Here is a 21,968-nt window from a genome sequence, read left to right on the forward strand (position 1 = left end):
TTACGTCGTCGCGGGTCCTGCCTGACTGCTCCCATTTTCAACGATCCGGGGCCGTCTCGCATTCCGCTGCACGCCTCGGGCTGCTCACCGCGTCGGGTCGCCTCCCGGGGTAGGGCTCAGCCGTACAGCGCCGCGACCTCCGCCGCGTACGCCCGCTCGATCGCCTTCCGCTTCAGCTTCAGGGACGGGGTCAGCAGCCCGTGCTCCTCGCTGAACGGGTGCGCCAGGATCCGGAAGGTGCGGATGGACTCGGCCTGCGAGACCAGCGTGTTCGCCGCCACCACCCCGCGCCGGATCTCCGTCTCCAGCGACGGATCGCGGACGAGCTCCGCCGGCGCGAGCGGCGCCCGCCCCTGCATGGCGAGCCAGTGCTCCACCGCCTCCTGGTCGATGGTCACGAGCGCGGCGATGTACGGCCGGTCGTTGCCGACGACGATGCACTGCGCGATCAGCGGATGCGCCCGCACCCGCTCCTCGAGGGCCGTCGGCGCGACGCTCTTGCCGCCCGAGGTCACCAGGATCTCCTTCTTGCGCCCGGTGATCGTCAGATAGCCGTCCTCGTCGAGGGAACCCAGGTCCCCGGTGGCGAGCCAGCCGTCGTTGAGGACGGCGGCGGTCGCCTCGGGGGCGTTGAGGTAGCCGGAGAAGACCTGGCCGCCGTGCAGCCACACCTCGCCGTCCTCCGCGATGTGCACCGTCGTCCCCGGGACCGGCTGCCCCACCGTGCCGTACCGCGTCCGCTCCGGCGGGTTCGCGGTCGCGGCGGCCGAGGACTCCGTCAGGCCGTACCCCTCGAAGACCGTGACCCCCGCACCCGCGAAGAACAGGCCCTGCCGGCGGTCCATCGCGGAACCGCCCGACATCGCGTGCCGGAGCCGTCCGCCGAGGGCCGCGCGGACCTTCGCGTACACGGTCCTCTCGAAGAACTGGTGCTGGACGCGCAGCGCCGCGGACGGCCCCGGGCCGGTGCCGAAGGCCCGGTGCTCCAAGGCCTCCGCGTACGCGACCGCCACCTCCACGGCCTTGTCGAACGGGCCGGTCTTCCCCTCCCGCTCCGCCTTGCGCCGTGCCGCGTTGAAGACCTTCTCGAAGACGTAGGGAACGGCCAGGACGAAACTCGGCCGGAAGGCGGCGAGGTCCGGGATCAGCTCCGCCGCCGCCATCACCGGCTGGTGCCCCAGCTTCACCCCGGTCCGGACCGCCGCGACCTCCACCATCCGCCCGAAGACGTGCGCGAGCGGCAGGAACAGCAGCGTCGACGCCTCCTCGCCCGGCCGGGAACGGAACACCGACTCCCAGCGGCCCACCAGCATGTCCGTCTCGAACATGAAGTTGGAATGGGTGATCACACAGCCCTTGGGGAGGCCGGTCGTCCCCGACGTGTAGATGACCGTCGCCACCGTCTCCGGGGTCACCGCCCGCCGGTGCCGGTGCACGACGTCCTCTTCGATGTCCGCCCCGGCGGCCGTCAGCTCGGCCACCGCGCCCGCGTCCAGCTGCCACAGGCGCTGGAGCCGGGGCAGCCGGTCGATCACCGAGCCGATCGTCATGGCGTGGTCCTCGTGCTCCACCACGCAGGCCGTGACCTCGGAGTCGTGCAGCATCCAGAAGACCTGCTCGGCGGAGGACGTCGGATAGATCGGCACGGGCTGCGCGCCCAGCGTCCACAGCGCGAAGTCGAACAGCGTCCACTCGTAGCGGGTGCGGGCCATGACGGCGACCCGGTCGCCGAACCGCACACCCTCCGCGATCAGCCCCTTCGCCAGGCCGAGGACCTCGTCCCGGAACCGCGCGGCCGTCACGTCCCGCCACTCGCCGTCCGGACCCTTCCGGCCGAACGTGATCCGGTCCGGCTCCGTCAGGGCACGCTCGAACACGGCGTCCGCCAGGCCGCCGACCTGAGGCGCCGCCTCGACGGGCGGCACGGTGAACTCGCGCACTGACCTGCTCCTCGACGGCTCGATGGCTGGAAAAGCTCGTTGTAGCGCTCCGTACGGCGCGGGTGACGGTACCCCACCCGACTGCCCTGTGGGAGGGCCTTCATCAAGCCGGGACATTCCGTGTTCGTACAGGTCAGGATGGGTGGCAGAGCCAAGTCGCGGGTGCTGCGGGTGCGTTACCGACCGCTCGGTACGTCCACCGGTCGGGAATCTCCACGGAATCTGTACGGGCCGCTCACCGGCCGCCACCCGACGAGGCACGGCACCTGCACGCGCCAAGCCTCCCGCGCGGGGCCGCCTCGTGCCCGGTCGTCCCCGCCCGGCGCGGGGCCGCTCCACGTACGGCCGGCCCGCCCGGGCGCGCACAGGGCCGCTCCGGCCCGGTCAGCCCGGCCGGTGCAGCCGGTCGCCGCCCGCCAGGATCGCCTCCGCCAGCGCGTCCGCCGCCTCCTGCACCGCCCCGCCCCGGCGCCCCGCACGCAGCACGAAACCGACGTCCCCGAGCTCCGGAAGCCCCGCCACCGGCACCAGACCCGGCGGCACCAGACCCCGCGTGTGCGCCATCACGCCCAGCCCCGCACGGGCCGCCGCCACATTCGCGCTCAGGCTGGAACTCGTACACGCGATCCGCCACGCCCGGCCCTGCGCCTCCAGGGCCTCCAGGGCCCGCGCCCGGGTGATCCCCGGCGGCGGGTACAGGATGAGCGGAACCGGACGGTCGGGATCGAGCCGGAGCCCCGGGGCCCCGATCCAGATCAGGGAGTCCTCCCACACGAGCCGCCCCTCGCTCTCCCCGCCACGCCGCTTGGCCAGGATCAGATCCAGCCGGCCCGCGGCCAGCCGGGCCTGGAGCGTGCCGGACAACTCGACCGTCAGCTCCAGATCGACCTCCGGGTGCTCGCGCCGGAACGACTCCAGGATCTCCGGCAGCCGGGTCGTCACGAAGTCCTCCGACGCCCCGAACCGCAGCCGCCCCCGCAGCCGCGTCCCGCCGAAGTACGCCGCCGCCCGCTCGTGCGCCTGAAGGATCGTGCGCGCGAAACCGAGCATCGCCTCCCCGTCCTCGGTCAGCGCCACCCGATGGGTGTCCCGGGCGAACAGCGGCCGGCCCGTCGCCTCCTCCAGGCGCCGCACGTGCTGGCTGACGGTCGACTGCCGCAGCCCGAGACGGTCCGCGGCCCGGGTGAAGCTCAGCGTCTGGGCCACGGCGAGGAAGGTGCGCAGATGGGTGGGCTCGTACACAGGACGACCGTAACGCCGCCCGCATGGTTATCGCAGAACGCGATGACAGTCAGTGCCCTGTACGGGATTCCCGATCACCGGGCCCTGGGCCAGGATGGAAAGGCGCGAGACACCCCCTCGCCGTGCACAGAGCAGTGGAGTCCATGACCGCCCGTACGCCCGCCCCCACCTCGCGCCGGAGCCGCCCCGGTACGCCGCGCCGCACCCTCCGGCTGCCGTCCTGGCTGCCCGTCGACGGGTACATCCTGGCGCTGCTCGGCACGGTCGGCCTCGCCGCGCTGCTCCCCGCGTCCGGCGGCGCCGCCGACGTCGCGGAAGGCGCGTCCACCGGAGCCGTGGCCCTCCTCTTCTTCCTCTACGGGGCCCGGCTCTCCACCCGCGAGGCCCTCGACGGCCTCACGCACTGGCGGCTCCACCTCACCGTCCTCGGCAGCACCTTCCTCCTCTTCCCGCTCCTCGGACTCGCCGCCCGCGGCCTCGTCCCCACGGTGCTCACCCCCCAGCTCTACAGCGGCCTCCTCTTCCTCTGCCTGGTGCCGTCCACCATCCAGTCCTCCATCGCCTTCACCTCGATCGCCCGCGGCAACGTCCCCGCCGCGATCTGCGCGGGCTCCTTCTCCTCCCTCGCCGGCATCGTCCTCACCCCGCTGCTCGCCGCGCTGCTCCTCGGCAACAGCGCGGGCGGCCTCTCCGCCTCCGCGCTCATGAAGATCGTGCTCCAGCTCCTCGTACCGTTCCTCGCCGGACAATTCCTCCGACGCTGGGTCGGCGGCTTCCTCGTCCGCCACAAGAGGGTCCTCGGGTACGTCGACCGGGGCTCGATACTCCTCGTCGTCTACACCGCCTTCAGCCAGGGCATGGTCGCCGGCATCCAGCACCTGGTGACCCCGGCCCGGCTCGGCCTGCTGCTCGCCGTCGAGGCCGTCCTGCTCGCGGCGATGCTGGCCCTGACCTGGTACGGGGCCGGGCGTCTCGGCTTCGGCCGGGCGGACCGGATCGCGATCCAGTTCGCCGGTTCGAAGAAGAGCCTGGCGGCGGGACTGCCGATGGCGAGCGTCCTCTTCGGCCCCCAGGCCGCGCTCGCCGTGCTCCCGCTGATGCTCTTCCACCAGATGCAGCTGATGGTGTGCGCGGTGATCGCGAAGCGCCGCGCCCGTGACGCGGAGGGGGATCCCGAGACGGACGGGACGCCGGTGGCCTCCCCGGCGACTCCCTCCGTAGGCCGGATCACACCCACGACCACCCCAGGATGATCATCCAGGCCGCTACGGTGCTCCCATGCCCGCACTCGATCCCGGCCGCACCGCGCTCGTCCTCGTCGACCTCATGGAACGCATCGTCGCGCTGCCCCTCGCGCCCCGCCCCGGCACCGACGTCCTCACCGCCGCCGCCCGGCTCGCCGACACCTTCCGGGCCGCAGGCGCGCCCGTCGTCCACATCCGGGTCGAACGGCCGAACGTCGCATCCCAGCCGCCCGGCAGCGAGCTCGTCGCCGACCTCGTCCGGGAGGGCGAGCCCGTCGTCGTCAAGCGCACCATCGGCGGCTTCCAGGACACCGGACTCCACGAACTCCTCACCGGGTTCGGCGCCACCACCCTCGTCTTCGGCGGCGTCGCCACCAACCTCGGTGTCGAGTCCACCGCCCGCGCCGCCGGAGACCTCGGCTACGACCTCGTGTTCGCCGAGGACGCCATGAGCGCGCTCACCGCCGACGAACACCGCGCCTCCGTCGACCTCGACTTCCCGCGCCTCGGCACGGTCGCCCCCGTGGCCGCGATCACTCTGGAAGCCCCTGCCGCCACGACCGGCCCGGACGGCTCCGCCTCCGTGACCACCCCGGACGGCTCCGTCTCCACGACCACCCACGGCGGCCGCGCGTGACGCCGGTCCCGATACGTTACGGGGCCCGCCCCTGCTCCCTCGTCGTCTGCCGCGGCTGCTGCTGCGGCGACGCCCGCAAGAACCCCGGCACCGACCACGCCGGACAACTCGCCCGCCTCCGGGAGGCCGCCGCGGCCTCCGGCGGCCGGCTCGCCGTCCGTACGAGCGACTGCCTCGGCCCCTGCGCCCAGGCCAACATCGTCGTCGTCCAGCCCTCCACCGAGGGCCGGCGGCGCGGCGGCCGGGCCGCCTGGGTCGCCTTCACCCTCGACCAGGACTCCCTCGACGACATCCTCGCCTGGACGGCCGCCGGCGGTCCCGGCATCGCCCCGCCGCCGGCCACCCTCGCCCTCCAGATGATCGATCCGCCGAAGAACTGACCCCTTCCGCGGCCCCACGCCATGCCGTGGGGCCGTTGGGGCGCCCGGGTCCTTGTCATGGTCGGCCAAGGGGTACGGGTGAATCTTGGTGGTTTACGTCACCTGTTACCCATCAGTCGCTGGCAAGACTGGGAAATCCTGCCGGACGATCGAATCACCGAGGGGGTCCCGGGATGACGGGCACTCGCATTGCCGCGCTCGGGCACTACCAGCCCGCCAAGGTGCTCACCAACCACGACCTCGCGGAGTTGGTCGACACCGACGACGCGTGGATCACCAGCCGGGTCGGCATCCGCACCCGGCACATCGGGGGGCCCGACGAACCCGTCGACGAGCTCGCCGCGCACGCGGCGGGCAAGGCCCTGGCCACCGCCGGGCTCACCCCCGACGACATCGACCTCGTCCTCGTCGCGACCTCCACGGCCATCGACCGCTCGCCGAACACGGCCGCCCGCGTCGCCGCCCGCCTCGGCATGACCTCGCCGGCCACCATGGACCTCAACGTGGTCTGCGCCGGGTTCACCCACGCCCTGGCCACCGCCGACCACGCCGTACGGGCCGGCGGATCCCGCCGCGCGCTGGTGATCGGCGCCGACAAGATGAGCGACGTGGCCGACTGGACCGACCGCACGACCTGCGTCCTCGTCGGCGACGGCGCGGGTGCCGCGATCGTCGAGGCCGTGGACGACGAGGCGCCGGGGGACATGCGCGGCATCGGCCCCGTCCTGTGGGGCTCGGTCCCGGAGATGAGGCACGCCGTCCGGATCGAGGGCACCCCGCCCCGCTTCGCGCAGGAGGGCCAGAGCGTCTACCGCTGGGCCACCCAGCAGCTGCCCGCCCTCGCCCGGCAGGCCTGCGAGCGGTCCGGCATCGGCCCCGAGGAGCTCGCGGGCGTCGTCCTGCACCAGGCCAACCTGCGGATCATCGAGCCGCTCGCCGCGAAGATCGGCGCCGTCAACGCGATCGTCGCCCGCGATGTCGTCGACTCCGGCAACACCTCGGCCGCCTCCATCCCGCTGGCCCTCGCCAAGCTCGTCGAACGCGGCGAACTCGCCTCCGGCGCCCCGGTCCTCCTCTTCGGGTTCGGCGGCAACCTGTCGTACGCGGGCCAGGTCGTCCGGGTGCCGTAGGGCGGCACGTTCCGGTCGGCCGCCGGCAGCGTGGGGCGGCTTGCTCCGGTCCGCGCCCGGGTGTCGTGGGGCGGCGCGCAGGTCCGGCCGTCATGCCCCGTTCGGCGGAGTCCGCCTGGCGGCGCGCCGGTGGCGGACCTAGCTTCGATCGCGGTGAGGGTCGTCGAATTCCGGGCACGGAATCGCTCCGTGACCGATCCCTCCCGTGATCTGGAGGACCGTCATGCGCGTGATACGTGCCGCTTCCGCCGCCCTGCTGAGCGCCGCCGTGGTGGTCACGGTCGCGCCGGCCGCGCTGGCGGGCGACAACGACCAAGACATCACGTCGTTCGGCTTCTCCGTCAGTCCCGAGACCGTCGCCCCCGGCGGCACCGTGACGCTGAAGTCCGACGGCTGCGCAGTGCCGTCGGTGACCGTCACCTCCGGGGTGTTCGACACCGTGACCCTCAACGAGGGCCGTTCGGGCAACGCCACCGTGGACGTCGACGCCAAGGCGGGCGCCCAGTACGAGATCACCTTCGACTGCAAGGGCGAGCGCGGCACCGCCACCCTCACCATCACCCAGGGCGGCACCGGAGGGAACACCACCGGGCACGACGAGGGCACGCCGTCCGGAGCGCACAAGGGCGTGAAGGCCGGCTACGGCACCGCCACCGCCGCCGGCGCGGACACCGACGGCCTCGGCGTCGCCGAAGTGGTCACGGGTGTGCTGCTCATCGTCGGGGCGCTCGGCGCCGCCGTCGTCCTGACCCGCCGCCGCGCCACCGACGGACGCGCCTGACGGCCGGGACCAGGGGGGCCTGAAACGGCCCCTCCGCCCCGGTGTGACGAGGTCCGGGACGGAGGGGCGCCACAACCGGCGGACGCCCGTGCGCGGGCGCCGCCGCGTACGCGATCAAGGGCGCGGCCGGCCGGGCGGGACGCGGCGCGAAGCCGGCGCGGACGGCAGGCGGTCGGCGCGTTCACGGCGCGAGGAGGAGAACGGCGTGGGGCGGTCGGACGCGACGGGACGGACGCGAAGAGACGTGCGGACGCGACGGCGCAGCCGGACACCACGACGCACCGGACGGACGCCGTGACGGGGCGGTCGGGCGGCGGGGCGCGGGCGGACGGTGCGGGGCGCCACGGCGCGTGGGGGCTCGTCGTCGTCGTCCTCCTCGTCGGCGTCCACCTCGTGCGCGGCGGTACGGACGAGATCCGTGCCGACGGCCCTCCGCAGCCGCTCTCCGCCGCCGCCCCCGACGGCGCCCGCGCCGCCGAAGCCGCGCTCGTCCCCGCCTCCGTACCCGATCCGCTGCCCCCGTCGACCCCGCTCCGCGTCCGCGTCCAGGCCGTCCGGATCGACGCGCCGATCACCAAGGTCGGGCTCGACGCCGACGGCTGGATCGAGGCCCCGCCGCCCGCGGAGAACCGGCTCGCCGGCTGGTTCACCGGCGCGGTCACCCCCGGCGAGCGCGGCACCGCCGTCGTCGTCGGCCATGTCGACGTCCCCGGCGGCCGGGCCGTCTTCTACGACCTCGGCGCCCTCCGCAAGGGACACCGGGTGGAGATCGCGCGCCGCGACGGCCGGACCGCCGTCTTCACCGTGTACGGGGTCGAGGTCGTCCCCAAGGAGGGCTTCCCCGCCGAGCGGGTCTACGGCGACGCCGGCGTGCCCGAGCTGCGCCTGATCACCTGCGGCGGCACGTTCACCGAGGAGAACGGCTACGCGGGGAACGTGGTGGTATCGGCCCGGCTGACCGAGGTCCGCTGACCCTTCTCCCACCCCCGATCCCGTCTTTGTCCCCAACCGGGAAAAAGTCGGGGCGGATTCATGCGCAACTTCTTCCCACTGCGGTACGCCGCTGCTACGTTCCCCTCGAAAGCACGAAGGCGAGCGGGTACGAGAGGGAGGGGCGCGTGAGACGCATGACGGCACGACCTGCCAACCGGCATCAGGCGCGACTCCTCAGGCTGCTGCGCGACGGAGGACCCAACTCCCGCGCCCAGCTGGGAGATCAGATCGATCTCTCCCGCTCCAAGCTCGCCGTCGAGGTCGACCGGCTCCTGGAGACCGGTCTCGTCGTCGCCGACGGCTTCGCCGCCTCCCGGGGCGGCCGGCGCTCGCACAACATCCGGCTCGCGCCCGAACTCCGCTTCCTCGGCATCGACATCGGCGCCACCTCCATCGATGTCGCCGTCACCAACGCCGAGTTGGAGGTGCTCGGGCATCTCAACCACCCCATGGACGTCCGAGAGGGCCCCGTCGCCGTCTTCGAACAGGCCCTGTCGATGGCGGCGAAGCTCCGCTCCACCGGGCTCGCGGAAGGCTTCGACGGCGCCGGCATCGGCGTCCCCGGACCCGTCCGCTTCCCCGAGGGCGTCCCCGTCGCACCGCCGATCATGCCCGGCTGGGACGGCTTCCCCGTACGGGAGGCACTCAGCCAGGAACTCGGCTGCCCCGTCATGGTCGACAACGACGTGAACCTCATGGCCATGGGGGAGCAGCACGCCGGCGTCGCCCGCTCGGTCGGCGACTTCCTCTGCGTCAAGATCGGCACCGGTATCGGCTGCGGCATCGTCGTCGGCGGAGAGGTCTACCGCGGTACGACGGGCAGCGCGGGCGACATCGGACACATCCAGGTCGAACCCGACGGCCGCGCCTGCGCCTGCGGCAACAACGGATGCCTGGAGGCCCACTTCAGCGGCGCCGCCCTGGCCCGCGACGCCGAGGACGCGGCGCGCGGCGGCAGGTCGGAGGAGCTCGCCGCCCGGCTCGCGGCGGCCGGCGGTCTCACCGCCGTCGACGTCGCGGCGGCAGCCGCCGCCGGAGACGCCACCTCGCTCGCCCTCATCCGTGAGGGCGGAAACCGGGTCGGGCAGGTCATCGCCGGACTCGTCAGCTTCTTCAACCCCGGTCTGGTGGTGATCGGAGGCGGTGTCACCGGCCTCGGTCACAACCTCCTCGCCAGCGTCCGCACCCAGGTCTACCGGCAGTCCCTGCCCCTGGCGACCGGCAACCTGCCCATCGTCCTGGGCGAACTGGGCCAGACAGCCGGCGTCACAGGCGCTGCCCGCCTCATCAGCGACCACCTCTTCTCCCCGGCGTGACACCTCCGTAGAGCTCGCCGGATCCCTCTCCAGTGGTGTGTGGGCATTCGTTCCACCCTCCGGACTCCCTCCGGGGGGACCCCCAGGGCGGAACGGGTGGGCGCACACCACCCACCGGCCCGCACCACCGGGCCCACGTCCACCCGCTCCGGCGCCACCCGCACCCGCCGAGGGGACCTCCGCCATGCCCCAAGAACTCCAAGAACCCCAAGAACACCCGCCTCTGCTCACCATGTCCGGAATCACCAAGTCCTTCCCCGGCGTCCGCGCCCTCGACGGCGTCGACCTGGAGGTCGCGCCCGGGGAGGTCCACTGCCTCCTGGGCCAGAACGGTGCCGGCAAGTCCACCCTCATCAAGGTCCTCGCCGGCGCACACCAGCCCGACGAGGGCCGGATCACCTGGAACGGCGCACCCGTACGGCTCCGCTCCCCGAGCGCCGCCGTCCGCCTCGGCATCGCCACCATCTACCAGGAACTCGACCTCGTCGAAGGCCTCTCCGTCGCCGAGAACGTCCACCTCGGCCACGAACCCACCACCGGCGGGTTCGTCCGCACCCGCGAGGCACGGCAGACCACCGCCGCCCTCCTGAAACGTCTCGGCCACCCCGAGATCGACCCTGCCCGCCGCGTCGGCGAACTCTCCGCCGCACAGCGGCAGATCGTCTCCATGGCCCGCGCCCTCTCCCACGACGTCCGTCTCATCGTCATGGACGAACCGTCCGCCGCCCTCGACCCCGACGAGGTCGCCAACCTCTTCCGGATCGTCGCGGACCTCACCGCCGACGGCGTCGCCGTCGTCTACATCTCCCACCGCCTGGAGGAGATACGCCGCATCGGCGACCGCGTCACCGTCCTCAAGGACGGCCGCGCCGTCGCCCGGGGACTGCCCGCCGCGACCACCCCGCCCCGTGAGGTCGTCGCCCTCATGACCGGCCGGGACGTCCCGTACGTCTTCCCCGAACGCCCCACCCGCCCCCCGACCGGCGAACCCGTCCTCCGGGTCCGGGGACTCGCGAGAAAAGGGGAGTTCGAGGCCCTCGACCTCGAACTCCGCCCCGGTGAGATCGTCGGCCTCGCCGGGCTCGTCGGATCCGGCCGCTCCGAGATCCTGGAGACCGTCTACGGAGCGCGGAAACCCACCGCGGGCCGGGTGATCGTCGACGGACGGCGGCTGCGCCCCGGCAGCGTCCCCGCCGCCGTCGCCGCCGGACTCGGCCTCGCCCCCGAGGAACGCAAGGCGCAGGGCCTCCTCCTCCTCGAATCCGTCACCCGCAACGTCTCCGTCTCCTCCCTCGCCCGCTTCTCCCGGGCCGGCTGGATCGACCGCACGGCCGAACGAGAGACCGCCAGGACCGCCACCCGCACCCTGTCGCTGCGGCCCGACCTCCCCGACGCCCCGGTCCGCACCCTGTCCGGCGGCAACCAGCAGAAGGCCGTCCTCGCCCGCTGGCTCCTGCGGGGCTGCCGCGTCCTCCTCCTCGACGAACCCACCCGGGGCGTCGACGTCGGCGCCCGCGCCGAGCTGTACGCGGTCATCCGAGGCCTCGCCGACGACGGCCTCGCCGTCCTCCTCGTCTCCAGTGAGGTCCCCGAGGTCCTCGGCCTCGCCGACCGCGTCCTGGTCCTCCGAGAGGGCCGGGTCGTCCACCAGGCGCCCGCCCGTGACCTCGACGAACACCGCGTACTCGACCTCGTGATGGAAGGGAGCCCTGCGGTATGACGCTCACCACCCCGGCCAAGGCGCCGCCCCAGGAGAGCCGTTGGCGCACCCTCGGCCTCAGGGCCGACGTCCGCAACCTGTCGCTCCTCGGAGTGCTCGCCGTACTGATCGTCGTCGGCGGCCTCACCCGGCCTGCCGAGTTCCTCGCCACCTCCAACCTCCAGCTCGTCCTCACGCAGGCCTCCGTGATCGGCGTCGTCACCGTCGGCATGACGTTCGTCATCACCAGCGGCGGCATCGACCTCTCCGTCGGCGCGATCGTCGCCCTCGCCTCCGTATGGGCCACGACCCTGGCCACCCAGGAGTTCGGCTTCGCCGGCATCCTCTTCACGGCCGTCGCCGTCGGACTCGGCTGCGGCCTCGTGAACGGCGTCCTCGTCGCGTACGGCGGCATGGTCCCGTTCATCGCGACCCTCGCCATGCTGGCCTCGGCCCGAGGCCTCGCCCTCCAGATCACCGACGGCAAGACGCAGATCGTCACCGTCCCGTCCGTCCTCGACCTCGGCCTTCCCGACGCCTACGTCCTCGGCATCCCGCCTCTCGTGCTCGTCTTCGCGGCCGTCACTGTCGCCGGCTGGCTGCTCCTCAACCGGACCACTTTCGGCCGCCGCACCATCGCCGTCGGCGGCAACCCTGAGGCCGCCCGCCTCGCCGGCATCGACGTACGCCGCCAGCGGCTCTTCCTCTACCTGCTCTCCGGACTGTGCTGCGGCATCGCCGCCTTCCTGCTCGTCGTGCTCGCCGGCTCCGGCCAGAACACCAACGGCAATCTGTACGAACTCGACGCCATCGCCGCGGCCATCATCGGCGGCACCCTCCTCAGCGGCGGCCGGGGCACCATCGTCGGCTCCGTCCTCGGCGTCCTCGTCTTCACGACGATCACCAACATCTTCGCGCTCAACAACCTGCAGAGCGACGTCCAGCAGATCGCCAAGGGCGCGATCATCGTCGCCGCCGTCCTGCTCCAGCGCCGCACGGTCCGCGACGGAACCTGACCGGACACTCGCCGAACCGCCCCCTCACCACCCCCTTCACCACCACCCGCTCGGAAGGGATCCACCGCCATGCCCGAAACCAGCCGCAGACACCTTCTCCTCGGCGGCGCGGCCGTCTCCGCCGGCGCCCTGCTCACGGCCTGTACGAGCAACGAGCCGAAAGACGCCAAGGACGCAGCGCCCGCCGGGAGCGCCGCACCGGCCGCCGACGACAAGCCCGGCACCCCCGTCACCATCGGTTTCGCCGGCCCGCAGGCCGACCACGGCTGGCTCAACGCCATCAACGACAACGCCGAGCGGCGCGCGAAGACGTACTCCGACGTCACCCTGGAGATCACCGAGGGCTCCAACGACACCGCCACCCAGATCGGCCAGGTCCAGACCCTCATCAACAAGAAGGTCGACGTCCTCGTCATCCTCCCCGCCGACGGCAAGGCCCTCACCCAGATCGGCCTCCAGGCCATGAAGGCCGGCATCCCCGTCATCAACCTCGACCGGATCTTCGCCTCCCCGCAGGCCTACCGCTGCTGGATCGGCGGCGACAACTACGGCATGGGCCTCAACGCCGGCAACTTCATCGGCGAACAGCTCAAGGACAAGCCGAACGCCACCGTCGTCGAACTCGCCGGCATGGACAGCCTCGAACTCACCAAGCAGCGCACCCAGGGCTTCGACGACGCCCTCAAGAACTACCCCAACATCCGCAAGGTCGCCCGCCAGGCCGCCGACTTCACCGTCGAGTCGGGGCAGGCCAAGATGGCCCAACTCCTCCAGGCACAGTCGAAGTTCGACGCCCTGTGGAACCACGACGACGACCAGGGCGTCGGCGCGCTGCGGGCCGTCGCCCAGGCCGGCCGCAAGGACTTCCTCATGGTCGGCGGCGCCGGCGCCAAGTCCGCCATGGACGCCATCAAGGCCGACACCGGAGTCCTGAAGGCCACCGTCCTCTACCCGCCGACGATGGCCGCCTCCGCGATCGACCTCGCCCGCGCCCTCGGCCAGAAGAAGGGTGTCGGCGGCATGTCCGAGCTGGAGATCCCCGCCTCGATCACCCTCTACTCGGCCGTCGTCACCAAGGAGAACGTCGACGAGTACCTGCCCACCGGATTCAGCTGACCGGCCCGCACCCGGGCCGCCCGCACCCGGCGGCCCGCACGGGGCGGTCCGGCCGGACCGGTCCCCGGCGGCCCGACCGCCCCCGGGGAGCAGTAACTCGCCGCACCACGAAACGGAGGAACCGTATGGAACAGACGGAGAGCGGCGCCGCACCGCCGGCGCTCGGCATCGGCATGGTCGGCTACGCGTTCATGGGAGCCGCCCACTCCCAGGGCTGGCGCACCGCGGGCCGCGTCTTCGACCTGCCGCTGCGACCCGTCCTCGCCGCCGTCGCGGGCCGTGACGCCACCGCCGTCCGGGCCGCCGCCCGACGGCACGGCTGGGCCGCCGCCGAAACCGACTGGCGCGCCCTGATCGCCCGCGACGACGTCCAGCTCGTCGACGTCTGCACCCCGGGCGACAGCCATGCGGAGATCGCCGTCGCCGCCCTGGAGGCCGGCAAGCACGTACTGTGCGAGAAACCCCTCGCCAACTCGGTCGCCGAGGCCGAGACCATGGTCGCGGCCGCCGAAGCCGCTGCCGCCCGGGGCCAGATCGCCATGGTCGGCTTCAACTACCGCCGGGTTCCCGCCCTTTCGTACGCCCGACAGCTCATCGCGGACGGCCGGCTCGGAACCCTCCGGCACGTCCGCGTCACCTACCTCCAGGACTGGCTCGTCGACCCCGCCTTCCCGCTCACCTGGCGCCTGGAACGCGAACACGCCGGGTCCGGCGCGCTCGGAGACCTGGGGGCGCACGCCGTCGACCTCGCCCAGTTCCTGGCGGGGGAGCCGCTCGTCGGCGTCTCGGCGCTCACGGAGACCTTCGTACGCAAGCGTCCGCTGCTCGCGGGCGTCGCCGCGGGCGGTCTCGCCGGGGGAGCGGGATCGGAGGCGTACGGACAGGTCACCGTCGACGACGCGGCCCTGTTCACCGGGCGGCTCGCCTCCGGCGCGCTCGCCTCCTTCGAGGCCACCCGGATGGCCTCGGGCCGCAAGAACGCGCTGCGGCTCGAACTCAACGGGGAGCACGGCTCGCTCGCCTTCGACCTGGAGCGGCTCAACGAACTGTCCTTCCACGACCACACCGAACCGGCGGTCTCGGCGGGCTTCCGCCGCATCCTCGTGACCGAACCCGACCACCCGTACCTGGAGGGCTGGTGGCCACCGGGGCACGCGCTCGGCTACGAGCACACCTTCGCCCACCAGGCCCGCGACCTGGTCCACGCCGTCGCGAGCGGCATCGCCCCGGCGCCCTCCTTCGCCGACGGCCTCCAGGTCCAGCGGGTCCTGGCCGCGGTGGAGGAGAGCGCCGGGAACAACGCGGTCTACACCCCGGTCGGCATCCCGGTCCACCCCTCTGCCGGCGGATCCGCCGGCCCGCCCGCCGTCACGCCCGCCGACACATCCGTACCGAGCTAGGAGGCGCCCGACCGTGCCACGACCCTTCACGCTCTTCACCGGCCAGTGGGCCGACCTGCCCCTGGAGGAGGTCTGTCGGCTCGCCCGCGACTTCGGCTACGACGGCCTCGAACTCGCCTGCTGGGGCGACCACTTCGAGGTCGACAAGGCCCTCGCCGACCCGGCCTACGCCAAGGGCAGGCGCGAACTGCTGGAAGCGTACGGCCTGAAGTGCTGGGCGATCTCCAACCACCTGGTGGGACAGGCCGTGTGCGACCACCCCATCGACGAGCGCCACCAGGCGATCGTGCCCGCCCGGATCTGGGGCGACGGCGACGCCGAAGGCGTGCGGCAGCGGGCCGCCCGCGAGCTCGCCGACACGGCGCGGGCCGCGGCCGCGCTCGGCGTCGACACCGTCATCGGCTTCACCGGCTCCTCCATCTGGCATCTGGTGGCGATGTTCCCGCCGGTCCCCGAGCGCATGGTCGAGCGAGGCTTCGAGGACTTCGCGCAACGGTGGAACCCGATCCTCGACGTCTTCGACGCCGAGGGGGTCCGCTTCGCCCACGAGGTCCACCCCAGCGAGATCGCCTACGACTACTGGACCACCCAGCGGGCCCTGGACGCAGTCGACCGGCGGCCCGCCTTCGGGCTCAACTTCGACCCCAGCCACTTCGTGTGGCAGGACCTCGACCCCGTCGGCTTCCTGTGGGACTTCCGCGACCGGATCTACCACGTGGACTGCAAGGAGGCCCGCAAGCGGCTCGACGGCAGGAACGGCCGGCTCGGCTCCCATCTGCCCTGGGGCGACCCCCGGCGCGGCTGGGACTTCGTCTCCGCGGGACACGGGGACGTGCCCTGGGAGGACGTCTTCCGGATGCTCCGGTCCATCGGCTACGCCGGGCCCGTCTCCGTGGAGTGGGAGGACGCCGGCATGGACCGGCTGACCGGCGCCCCCGAGGCGCTGTCCTTCCTCAAGCGATACGACTTCGACCCTCCGGCGGCCTCCTTCGACGCGGCCTTCGGGAGCGCCGACTGAGGTGAAAGCGCAGGTCCGCGCCTGGCGGCGAGGTGTCGCCGGGCCGGTCCGCGCTGCCCGCGAGAGTCTTTGTCCTCTCGCGGGGAAAAGTTCGACCGCACTGCTGCACAAGGGCTTTCCGTGGTGGACGAACCCGGCTACGGTCCTTGATGTGTACATGGCGTAACAGCGTGATGTGACCAGCGTGACGGCGCACGCCGGTCCCCGGACAACCCGCACACCCGGCCCGACTCCGGAGGACACCCGTGCACAGAAAACGACTCCGCCCCAGGAAGTCGCTCGCCCTACTCACCATCGGACTGCTCGCCCTCGGCGCCCCCCAGGGCCTCGCCGCCGAACCCGACGCCCCCGCCGCAACCGCCACCGCGGCCGCCGAGGAATTCCAGCAGATCACCCTCGCCAAGGGCGGCGAGGAAGTCGGCGAACCCATGTCCCTCGCCGTACTCCCGGACCGCAGCGTCCTCCACACCTCCCGCAACGGCGAACTCCGCCGCACCGACGCCGCCGGCAACACCACCGTCATCGGCACCGTCCCCGTCTACAACCACGACGAGGAAGGCCTCCAGGGCATCGGCCTCGACCCGAACTTCGCCCAGAACAAGGCCGTCTACCTCTACTACGCCCCACCCCTCGACACCCCCGCCGGCGACGCCCCCGAGAACGGAACCGCCGCCGACTTCGCGACGTACGACGGCGTCAACCGCCTCTCCCGCTTCACCCTGAGAGCCGACGGCACCCTCGACAACGCCAGCGAGAAGAAGGTCATCGACATCCCCGCCACCCGCGGGATCTGCTGCCACGTCGGCGGCGACATCGACTTCGACGCCCAAGGCAACCTCTACCTCTCGACCGGCGACGACTCCAACCCCTTCGCCTCCGACGGCTACACCCCCATCGACGAACGCCCCGGCCGCAACCCCGCCTTCGACGCCCGCCGCACCTCCGGCAACACCAACGACCTCCGCGGCAAGATCCTCCGCATCAAGGTCGCCGACGACGGCACCTACACCGTCCCCCAAGGCAACCTCTTCGCCCCCGGCACCGCCAAGACCCGGCCCGAGATCTACGCCATGGGCTTCCGCAACCCCTTCCGCTTCAGCGTCGACAAGGCCACCGGCATCCTCTACGTCGGCGACTACGGACCCGACGCCGGCGCCGCCGACCCCAAGCGAGGCCCCGCCGGACAGGTCGAGTTCGCCCGCCTCACCAAGCCCGGCAACTTCGGCTGGCCCTTCTGCACCGGCAACAACGACCCCTACGTCGACTACGACTTCGCCACCAAGACCTCCGGCGCCACCTACGACTGCGCCGCCCTCAAGAACGACTCCCCGTACAACACCGGACTCGTCGACCTCCCGCCCGCCGAACCCGCCTGGATCCCCTACAACGGCGGCTCCGTACCCGAATTCGGCAGCGGATCCGAATCACCCATGGGCGGCCCCGTCTACCGCTACGACCCCGCCAACACGTCCCCGGTGAAGTTCCCCGAGGCGTACGACGGCGACTTCTTCGCCGGAGAATTCGGCCGCCGCTGGATCAAGCGCATCGACCAGGACACCAACGGCACCGTCGCCTCCATCAACGACGTCCCCTGGACCGGCACCCAGATCATGGACATGGCCTTCGGCCCCGACGGAGCCCTCTACGTCCTCGACTACGGCACCGCCTGGTTCGGCGGCGACCACAACTCCGGCCTCTACCGCATCGAGAACGCCACCGGCGGACGCTCCCCGGTCGCCGAGGCAAGCGTCAACAAGACCTCAGGCACCGCCCCCCTCAAGGTCGCCTTCTCCTCCGCAGGCACCACCGACGGAGACGGCGACGCCCTCACCTACACCTGGGACTTCGGCGACGGCGGCACCTCCACGACCGCCAACCCCACCTACACCTACCGCAAGAACGGCACCTACACGGCGACCGTGACGGCGAAGGACGCGAGCGGCCGCACCGGCTCCGCCTCCGTCCACATCGTCGTCGGCAACACCGCCCCCAAGGTCACCCTCGAACTCCCCGCCGAAGGCGCCCTCTTCTCCTTCGGCGACGACATCCCCTTCAAGGTCACGGTCACCGACCCCGAAGACGGCACCATCGACTGCACCAAGGTCAAGGTCACCTACGTCCTCGGCCACGACAGCCACGGCCACCCCGTCACCACCGCCAACGGCTGCACCGGCACCATCAAGACCTCCGCAGACGGCGGCCACGACGACGACGCCAACATCTTCGCCGTCTTCGACGCCGAGTACACCGACGGCGGAGCCGGCGGCCAGGCCGCCCTCACCACCCACGACCAGGCCAAACTCCAGCCCCGCCACCGCCAGGCCGAGCACTTCGACGCCCAGAACGGCGTCAACCTCTTCGACAAGACCCAGGCCAACGGCGGACGCACCGTCGGCGACATCCACGACCGCGACTGGATCTCCTTCAAGCCCTACAACGTCACCGGAGCCACCAAGCTCACCGCCCGCATCTCCTCCGGCGGCAACGGCGGCTTCCTCGAAGTCCGCACCGGCTCACCCACCGGCCCCCTCCACGGCTCCGCACCCGTCCCCGTCACCGGAAGCTGGGAGACCTTCCAGGACATCGACGTACCCCTGCGGAACCTGCCCCGCAAGACCACCGAACTCTTCCTCGTCTTCAAGGGCGGCACCGGCGCCCTCTACGACCTCGACGACTTCACGTTCTCCAGCACCCCGGCCGACCGCAACGCCAAACGCGTCCTCGTCTTCTCCAAGACCGCCGGCTTCCGCCACGACTCCATCGGCACCGGCATCACCGCCCTCAAGGAACTCGGCGCCGACAGCGACATCGTCATCGACAGCACCGAAGAACCACGCCAGTTCACCACCAGCAACCTCGCCCGCTACGACGCCGTCGTCTTCCTCTCCACCACCGGCGACGTCCTCGACGCCGACCAGCAGAAGGCCTTCGAGAACTACGTCTCCACCGGCGGCGGCTACATGGGCATCCACGCCGCCGCCGACACCGAATACGACTGGAGCTTCTACGGCGGACTCGTCGGCGCCTACTTCCAGTCCCACCCCCAGATCCAGCCCGCCACCGTCCGCGCCGAAGACCACACCCACCCCGCCACCGCCCACCTCGACGGCCCCTGGCAGCGCACCGACGAGTGGTACAACTACCGCACCAACCCCCGCGGCCAGGCACGCGTCCTCGCCACCCTCGACGAGACCACCTACCAGGGCGGCACCATGAAGGGCGACCACCCCATCGCCTGGTGCCAGACCTACAGCGGCGGCCGCTCCTTCTACACCGGAGGCGGCCACACCAAGGAGTCGTACACCGAACCCGCCTTCCGCCAACACCTGCTGGGCGGCCTCCGCTACGCCACCGGCCAGGTCACGGCCGACTGCCGGCCCCAGACCGGCTACCGCGACCTCTTCAACGGCGAGACCCGCGAAGGCTGGAAGCAGGCCGGACCCGGCGGCTTCGACATCACGAACCGCGAACTCCACTCCACCGGCGGCATGGGCATGCTCTGGTACCAGGCAAAGGAACTCCGGTCCTACTCCCTCACCCTCGACTGGAAACTCACCGGCGACTCCAACTCCGGCATCTTCGTCGGCTTCCCCGCCGGCGACGACCCCTGGTCCGCCGTGAACAACGGCTACGAGATCCAGATCGACGCCACCGACGCCGCCGACCGCACCACCGGAGCCGTCTACGGCTTCAAGTCCGCCAACCTCAAGGCCCGCGACCTGGCCCTCCGTCCCCCCGGCCAGTGGAACACCTACGAAATCCGCGTCCAGGGCGAACGCCTCCAGGTCTTCCTCAACGGCATCAAGATCAACGACTTCACCAACACCGACCCCGCCCGCAGCCTCACCAGCGGCCACATCGGCATCCAGAACCACGGAGCCACGGACCAGGCCGCCTTCCGCGACATCCGCCTCAAAGAACTCCCCTCCTGACGGACCTCCCCCGACCGGCTCCCGCACCCAGCTGACGAGAGCCACCCGACCGGCTCCCGCACCTGCTTGACGGGAGCGCCCCGACCGGCTCCCGCACCCAGCTGACGGGAGCCCCGGACGACGGTGGGCGGGGCGGCGCCGTACCCCCCGCCCACCGTCACCACCCCCACCCCTCATTCCGCTGGACGAGCAGGGAGGCCGACGCCATGACCCACGCACCCCGCACCGGAATCTGGCTCATAGGCGCGAGAGGCTCCGTCGCCACCACCACCATGGCCGGCTGCGCCGCACTCGTCGCCGGACTCCACCCACCCACCGGCATGGCCACCGAAACCCCCGGACTCGCCGACGCCGGCCTGCCCCCACTCGCCTCCCTCGTCTTCGGCGGACACGACACCACCGACTGCCCGCTCCCCAAGCGCGCCGAACAACTCACCACCGCCGGAGTCCTCCCGTACGGCCTCACCAGGGCCGTCACCCGCGAGCTCGAGGCCGCCGACCGCGAGATCCGCCCCGGCGGCCCCGCCCCCGGCGACACCCGCACCGACGAACAACTCATCACCGCCTTCACCCACGACCTGACGGACTTCCGCCGACGCATTGGCCTGGACCGCGTCGTGGTCGTCAATGTGGCATCCACGGAGCCGGCGTCGGGGGGCGTCGGGCTCCCACCCAGCACCCTGTACGCCGCCGCCGCACTGCGCGCCGGATGCCCGTACATCAACTTCACCCCGTCCACCGGCCTGCGCCACCCCGCCCTCGCCGCCCCGCTCGCCGCGAGCCGGCTGCCGCACGCGGGCCGCGACGGCAAGACCGGCCAGACCCTGCTCCGCGCCGTACTCGCCCCGATGTTCCGCCAGCGCGCCCTGACCGTACGCGCCTGGTCCGGCAGCAACCTCCTCGGCGGCGGCGACGGAGCCGCCCTCGCCGACCCGGCCGCCGCGGCCGCCAAGAACGCCGGGAAGGAACGCGTCCTCACCGACACCCTCGGCCCCGGCGTCGAAGGCCAGGTCCACATCGACGACGTCCCCGCGATGGGGGAGTGGAAGACCGCCTGGGACCACATCGCCTTCGACGGCTTCCTCGGCACCCGCATGATCCTCCAGACCCTCTGGCAGGGCTGCGACTCGGCCCTCGCGGCCCCCCTCGTCCTCGACCTGGCACGCCTCACGGCCCGCGCCCACGAGAAGGGCCTCACGGGGCCGTTGGAGGACCTCGCCTTCTACTTCAAGGACCCCGAAGGCACCCCACCGGCCTCACTGGCGGATCAGTACGACCGCCTGCTGACCTTCGGCCGCACCCTGGGCGACCGCCCGGGCACCGGCGATACGGGCACGGGCGCGACGGATCCGCGGGACGCGGGGGCGGAGACAGCGGATACGGGGGACACCGGTACGGAGGACGCGGGGACGGGGACGGGCCGATGACCCGGCGGCGTACCGGCCGGACACAGGCCTGGGCGGAACTCCTCCGCGTATCGGCACTGTTCTCGGTGCCCGGGGACGCCCTCGCGGGCGCGGCGGCGGCCGGAGTGCGCCCCGGCCGGGGCACGCTCTGCGCGATCGGCGCGTCGCTCTGCCTGTACGAGGCGGGAATGGCCCTCAACGACTGGGCCGACCGGGCCGAGGACGCCGCCGAACGCCCTCACCGCCCCCTGCCCTCCGGCCGCATCGCCCCGAGCGCCGCCCTCGCGGCCTCGGCGGCCCTGACAGCGGCGGGCCTGGCACTGGCCTCCCGCGCCGGCCGCCCGCCCCTCGTCGTCGCCACCGCCCTCGCCGCTACCGTCTGGGCCTACGACCTCGGCCTGAAACACACCCCGGCGGGCCCCGGCACCATGGCCACGGCCCGAGCCCTCGACCTCCTCCTGGGCGCGACGGCCTCGACGAGCCGGAACGTCGGACCCCACCGCCGCGCCGTCCACGCCCTGCCGTCCGCCGTCCTGCTCGGAGCACACACCTACGCCGTCACCGCCGTCTCCCGCCACGAGACCCAGGGCGGCTCCACCCGCACCCCGCTCGCCGCACTCGCCGTCACCCTGGCGGTGGCCGGGGCGGCGTCGGGGGAGGCGCTCGGCACCCGGCCCGACACCACCACCGTGGCTTCCCCCTCCGGGCCCCCCGCCCC

At 72.4% G+C, this 21,968-nt stretch carries 17 protein-coding genes; 15 read left to right on the top strand and 2 right to left on the bottom strand.

The window, feature by feature from the left end:
* Positions 1 to 116: 116 nt before the first annotated feature.
* Together IF00_RS0120965 and IF00_RS0120970 are read right to left on the bottom strand one after the other, a co-directional pair.
* Complete coding sequence (locus tag IF00_RS0120965) at positions 117 to 1,940, bottom strand: AMP-dependent synthetase/ligase (RefSeq protein WP_030320218.1); 1,824 nt, start codon at positions 1,938 to 1,940, stop codon at positions 117 to 119.
* A gap of 384 nt (positions 1,941 to 2,324) precedes the next feature.
* The gene (locus IF00_RS0120970; protein ID WP_030320219.1) at positions 2,325 to 3,182 is read right to left on the bottom strand and encodes a LysR substrate-binding domain-containing protein; all 858 of its coding nucleotides are present in this window, start codon (positions 3,180 to 3,182) and stop codon (positions 2,325 to 2,327) included.
* Between the two features lie 143 nt (positions 3,183 to 3,325).
* On the opposite strand from IF00_RS0120970, the gene IF00_RS0120975 reads away from it, so the two are divergent.
* The 15 genes from IF00_RS0120975 to IF00_RS0121045 form a co-directional block, all read left to right on the top strand.
* Complete coding sequence (locus IF00_RS0120975; protein ID WP_051820536.1) at positions 3,326 to 4,435, top strand: bile acid:sodium symporter family protein; 1,110 nt, start codon at positions 3,326 to 3,328, stop codon at positions 4,433 to 4,435.
* Positions 4,436 to 4,460: 25 nt separating this feature from the next.
* Positions 4,461 to 5,063 carry an isochorismatase family protein gene (locus IF00_RS0120980; RefSeq protein WP_051820531.1) on the top strand — a complete coding sequence of 201 codons (603 nt, stop codon included), beginning with the start codon at positions 4,461 to 4,463 and terminating at the stop codon, positions 5,061 to 5,063.
* On the top strand, positions 5,060 to 5,443 hold the full coding sequence (locus IF00_RS0120985; protein WP_030320224.1) for a hypothetical protein: 384 nt from the start codon (positions 5,060 to 5,062) through the stop codon (positions 5,441 to 5,443). The genes IF00_RS0120980 and IF00_RS0120985 overlap by 4 nt, the downstream gene beginning before the upstream one ends.
* 173 nt (positions 5,444 to 5,616) lie before the next feature.
* Entirely contained in the window at positions 5,617 to 6,573 is a 957-nt protein-coding gene (locus IF00_RS0120990) for a beta-ketoacyl-ACP synthase III (protein WP_030320226.1), read from the top strand.
* Positions 6,574 to 6,796: 223 nt separating this feature from the next.
* The gene (locus tag IF00_RS0120995; protein WP_030320227.1) at positions 6,797 to 7,354 is read left to right on the top strand and encodes a hypothetical protein; all 558 of its coding nucleotides are present in this window, start codon (positions 6,797 to 6,799) and stop codon (positions 7,352 to 7,354) included.
* Between the two features lie 294 nt (positions 7,355 to 7,648).
* A complete protein-coding gene (locus IF00_RS0121000) occupies positions 7,649 to 8,326 on the top strand; it encodes a class F sortase (RefSeq protein WP_030320228.1) in 678 nt (225 codons plus the stop codon).
* A 155-nt stretch (positions 8,327 to 8,481) separates the two neighbouring features.
* The gene (locus IF00_RS0121005; RefSeq protein ID WP_030320230.1) at positions 8,482 to 9,663 is read left to right on the top strand and encodes an ROK family transcriptional regulator; all 1,182 of its coding nucleotides are present in this window, start codon (positions 8,482 to 8,484) and stop codon (positions 9,661 to 9,663) included.
* A 232-nt stretch (positions 9,664 to 9,895) separates the two neighbouring features.
* Entirely contained in the window at positions 9,896 to 11,383 is a 1,488-nt protein-coding gene (locus tag IF00_RS0121010) for a sugar ABC transporter ATP-binding protein (RefSeq protein ID WP_030320232.1), read from the top strand.
* Positions 11,380 to 12,378: an ABC transporter permease gene (locus IF00_RS0121015; protein WP_030320233.1), complete on the top strand. Its 999-nt coding sequence runs from the start codon at positions 11,380 to 11,382 to the stop codon at positions 12,376 to 12,378. Before IF00_RS0121010 ends, IF00_RS0121015 begins: the two co-directional genes overlap by 4 nt.
* 69 nt (positions 12,379 to 12,447) lie before the next feature.
* Positions 12,448 to 13,494 carry a substrate-binding domain-containing protein gene (locus IF00_RS0121020; RefSeq protein ID WP_030320235.1) on the top strand — a complete coding sequence of 349 codons (1,047 nt, stop codon included), beginning with the start codon at positions 12,448 to 12,450 and terminating at the stop codon, positions 13,492 to 13,494.
* A gap of 125 nt (positions 13,495 to 13,619) precedes the next feature.
* Complete coding sequence (locus IF00_RS0121025) at positions 13,620 to 14,894, top strand: Gfo/Idh/MocA family protein (protein WP_245234598.1); 1,275 nt, start codon at positions 13,620 to 13,622, stop codon at positions 14,892 to 14,894.
* 13 nt (positions 14,895 to 14,907) lie between these two features.
* Positions 14,908 to 15,912 carry a sugar phosphate isomerase/epimerase family protein gene (locus IF00_RS0121030; RefSeq protein ID WP_030320241.1) on the top strand — a complete coding sequence of 335 codons (1,005 nt, stop codon included), beginning with the start codon at positions 14,908 to 14,910 and terminating at the stop codon, positions 15,910 to 15,912.
* A 245-nt stretch (positions 15,913 to 16,157) separates the two neighbouring features.
* A complete protein-coding gene (locus IF00_RS0121035; RefSeq protein WP_030320243.1) occupies positions 16,158 to 19,844 on the top strand; it encodes a ThuA domain-containing protein in 3,687 nt (1,228 codons plus the stop codon).
* 206 nt (positions 19,845 to 20,050) lie between these two features.
* On the top strand, positions 20,051 to 21,271 hold the full coding sequence (locus IF00_RS0121040) for an inositol-3-phosphate synthase (protein WP_078944791.1): 1,221 nt from the start codon (positions 20,051 to 20,053) through the stop codon (positions 21,269 to 21,271).
* On the top strand, positions 21,268 to 21,968 hold a 701-nt coding region (locus tag IF00_RS0121045), incomplete at its 3' end, for an SCO3242 family prenyltransferase (RefSeq protein ID WP_030320251.1). The genes IF00_RS0121040 and IF00_RS0121045, both read left to right, overlap by 4 nt.

The organism is Streptomyces flavochromogenes (assembly GCF_000717595.1).
GTDB classification, from domain to species: domain Bacteria; phylum Actinomycetota; class Actinomycetes; order Streptomycetales; family Streptomycetaceae; genus Streptomyces; species Streptomyces flavochromogenes.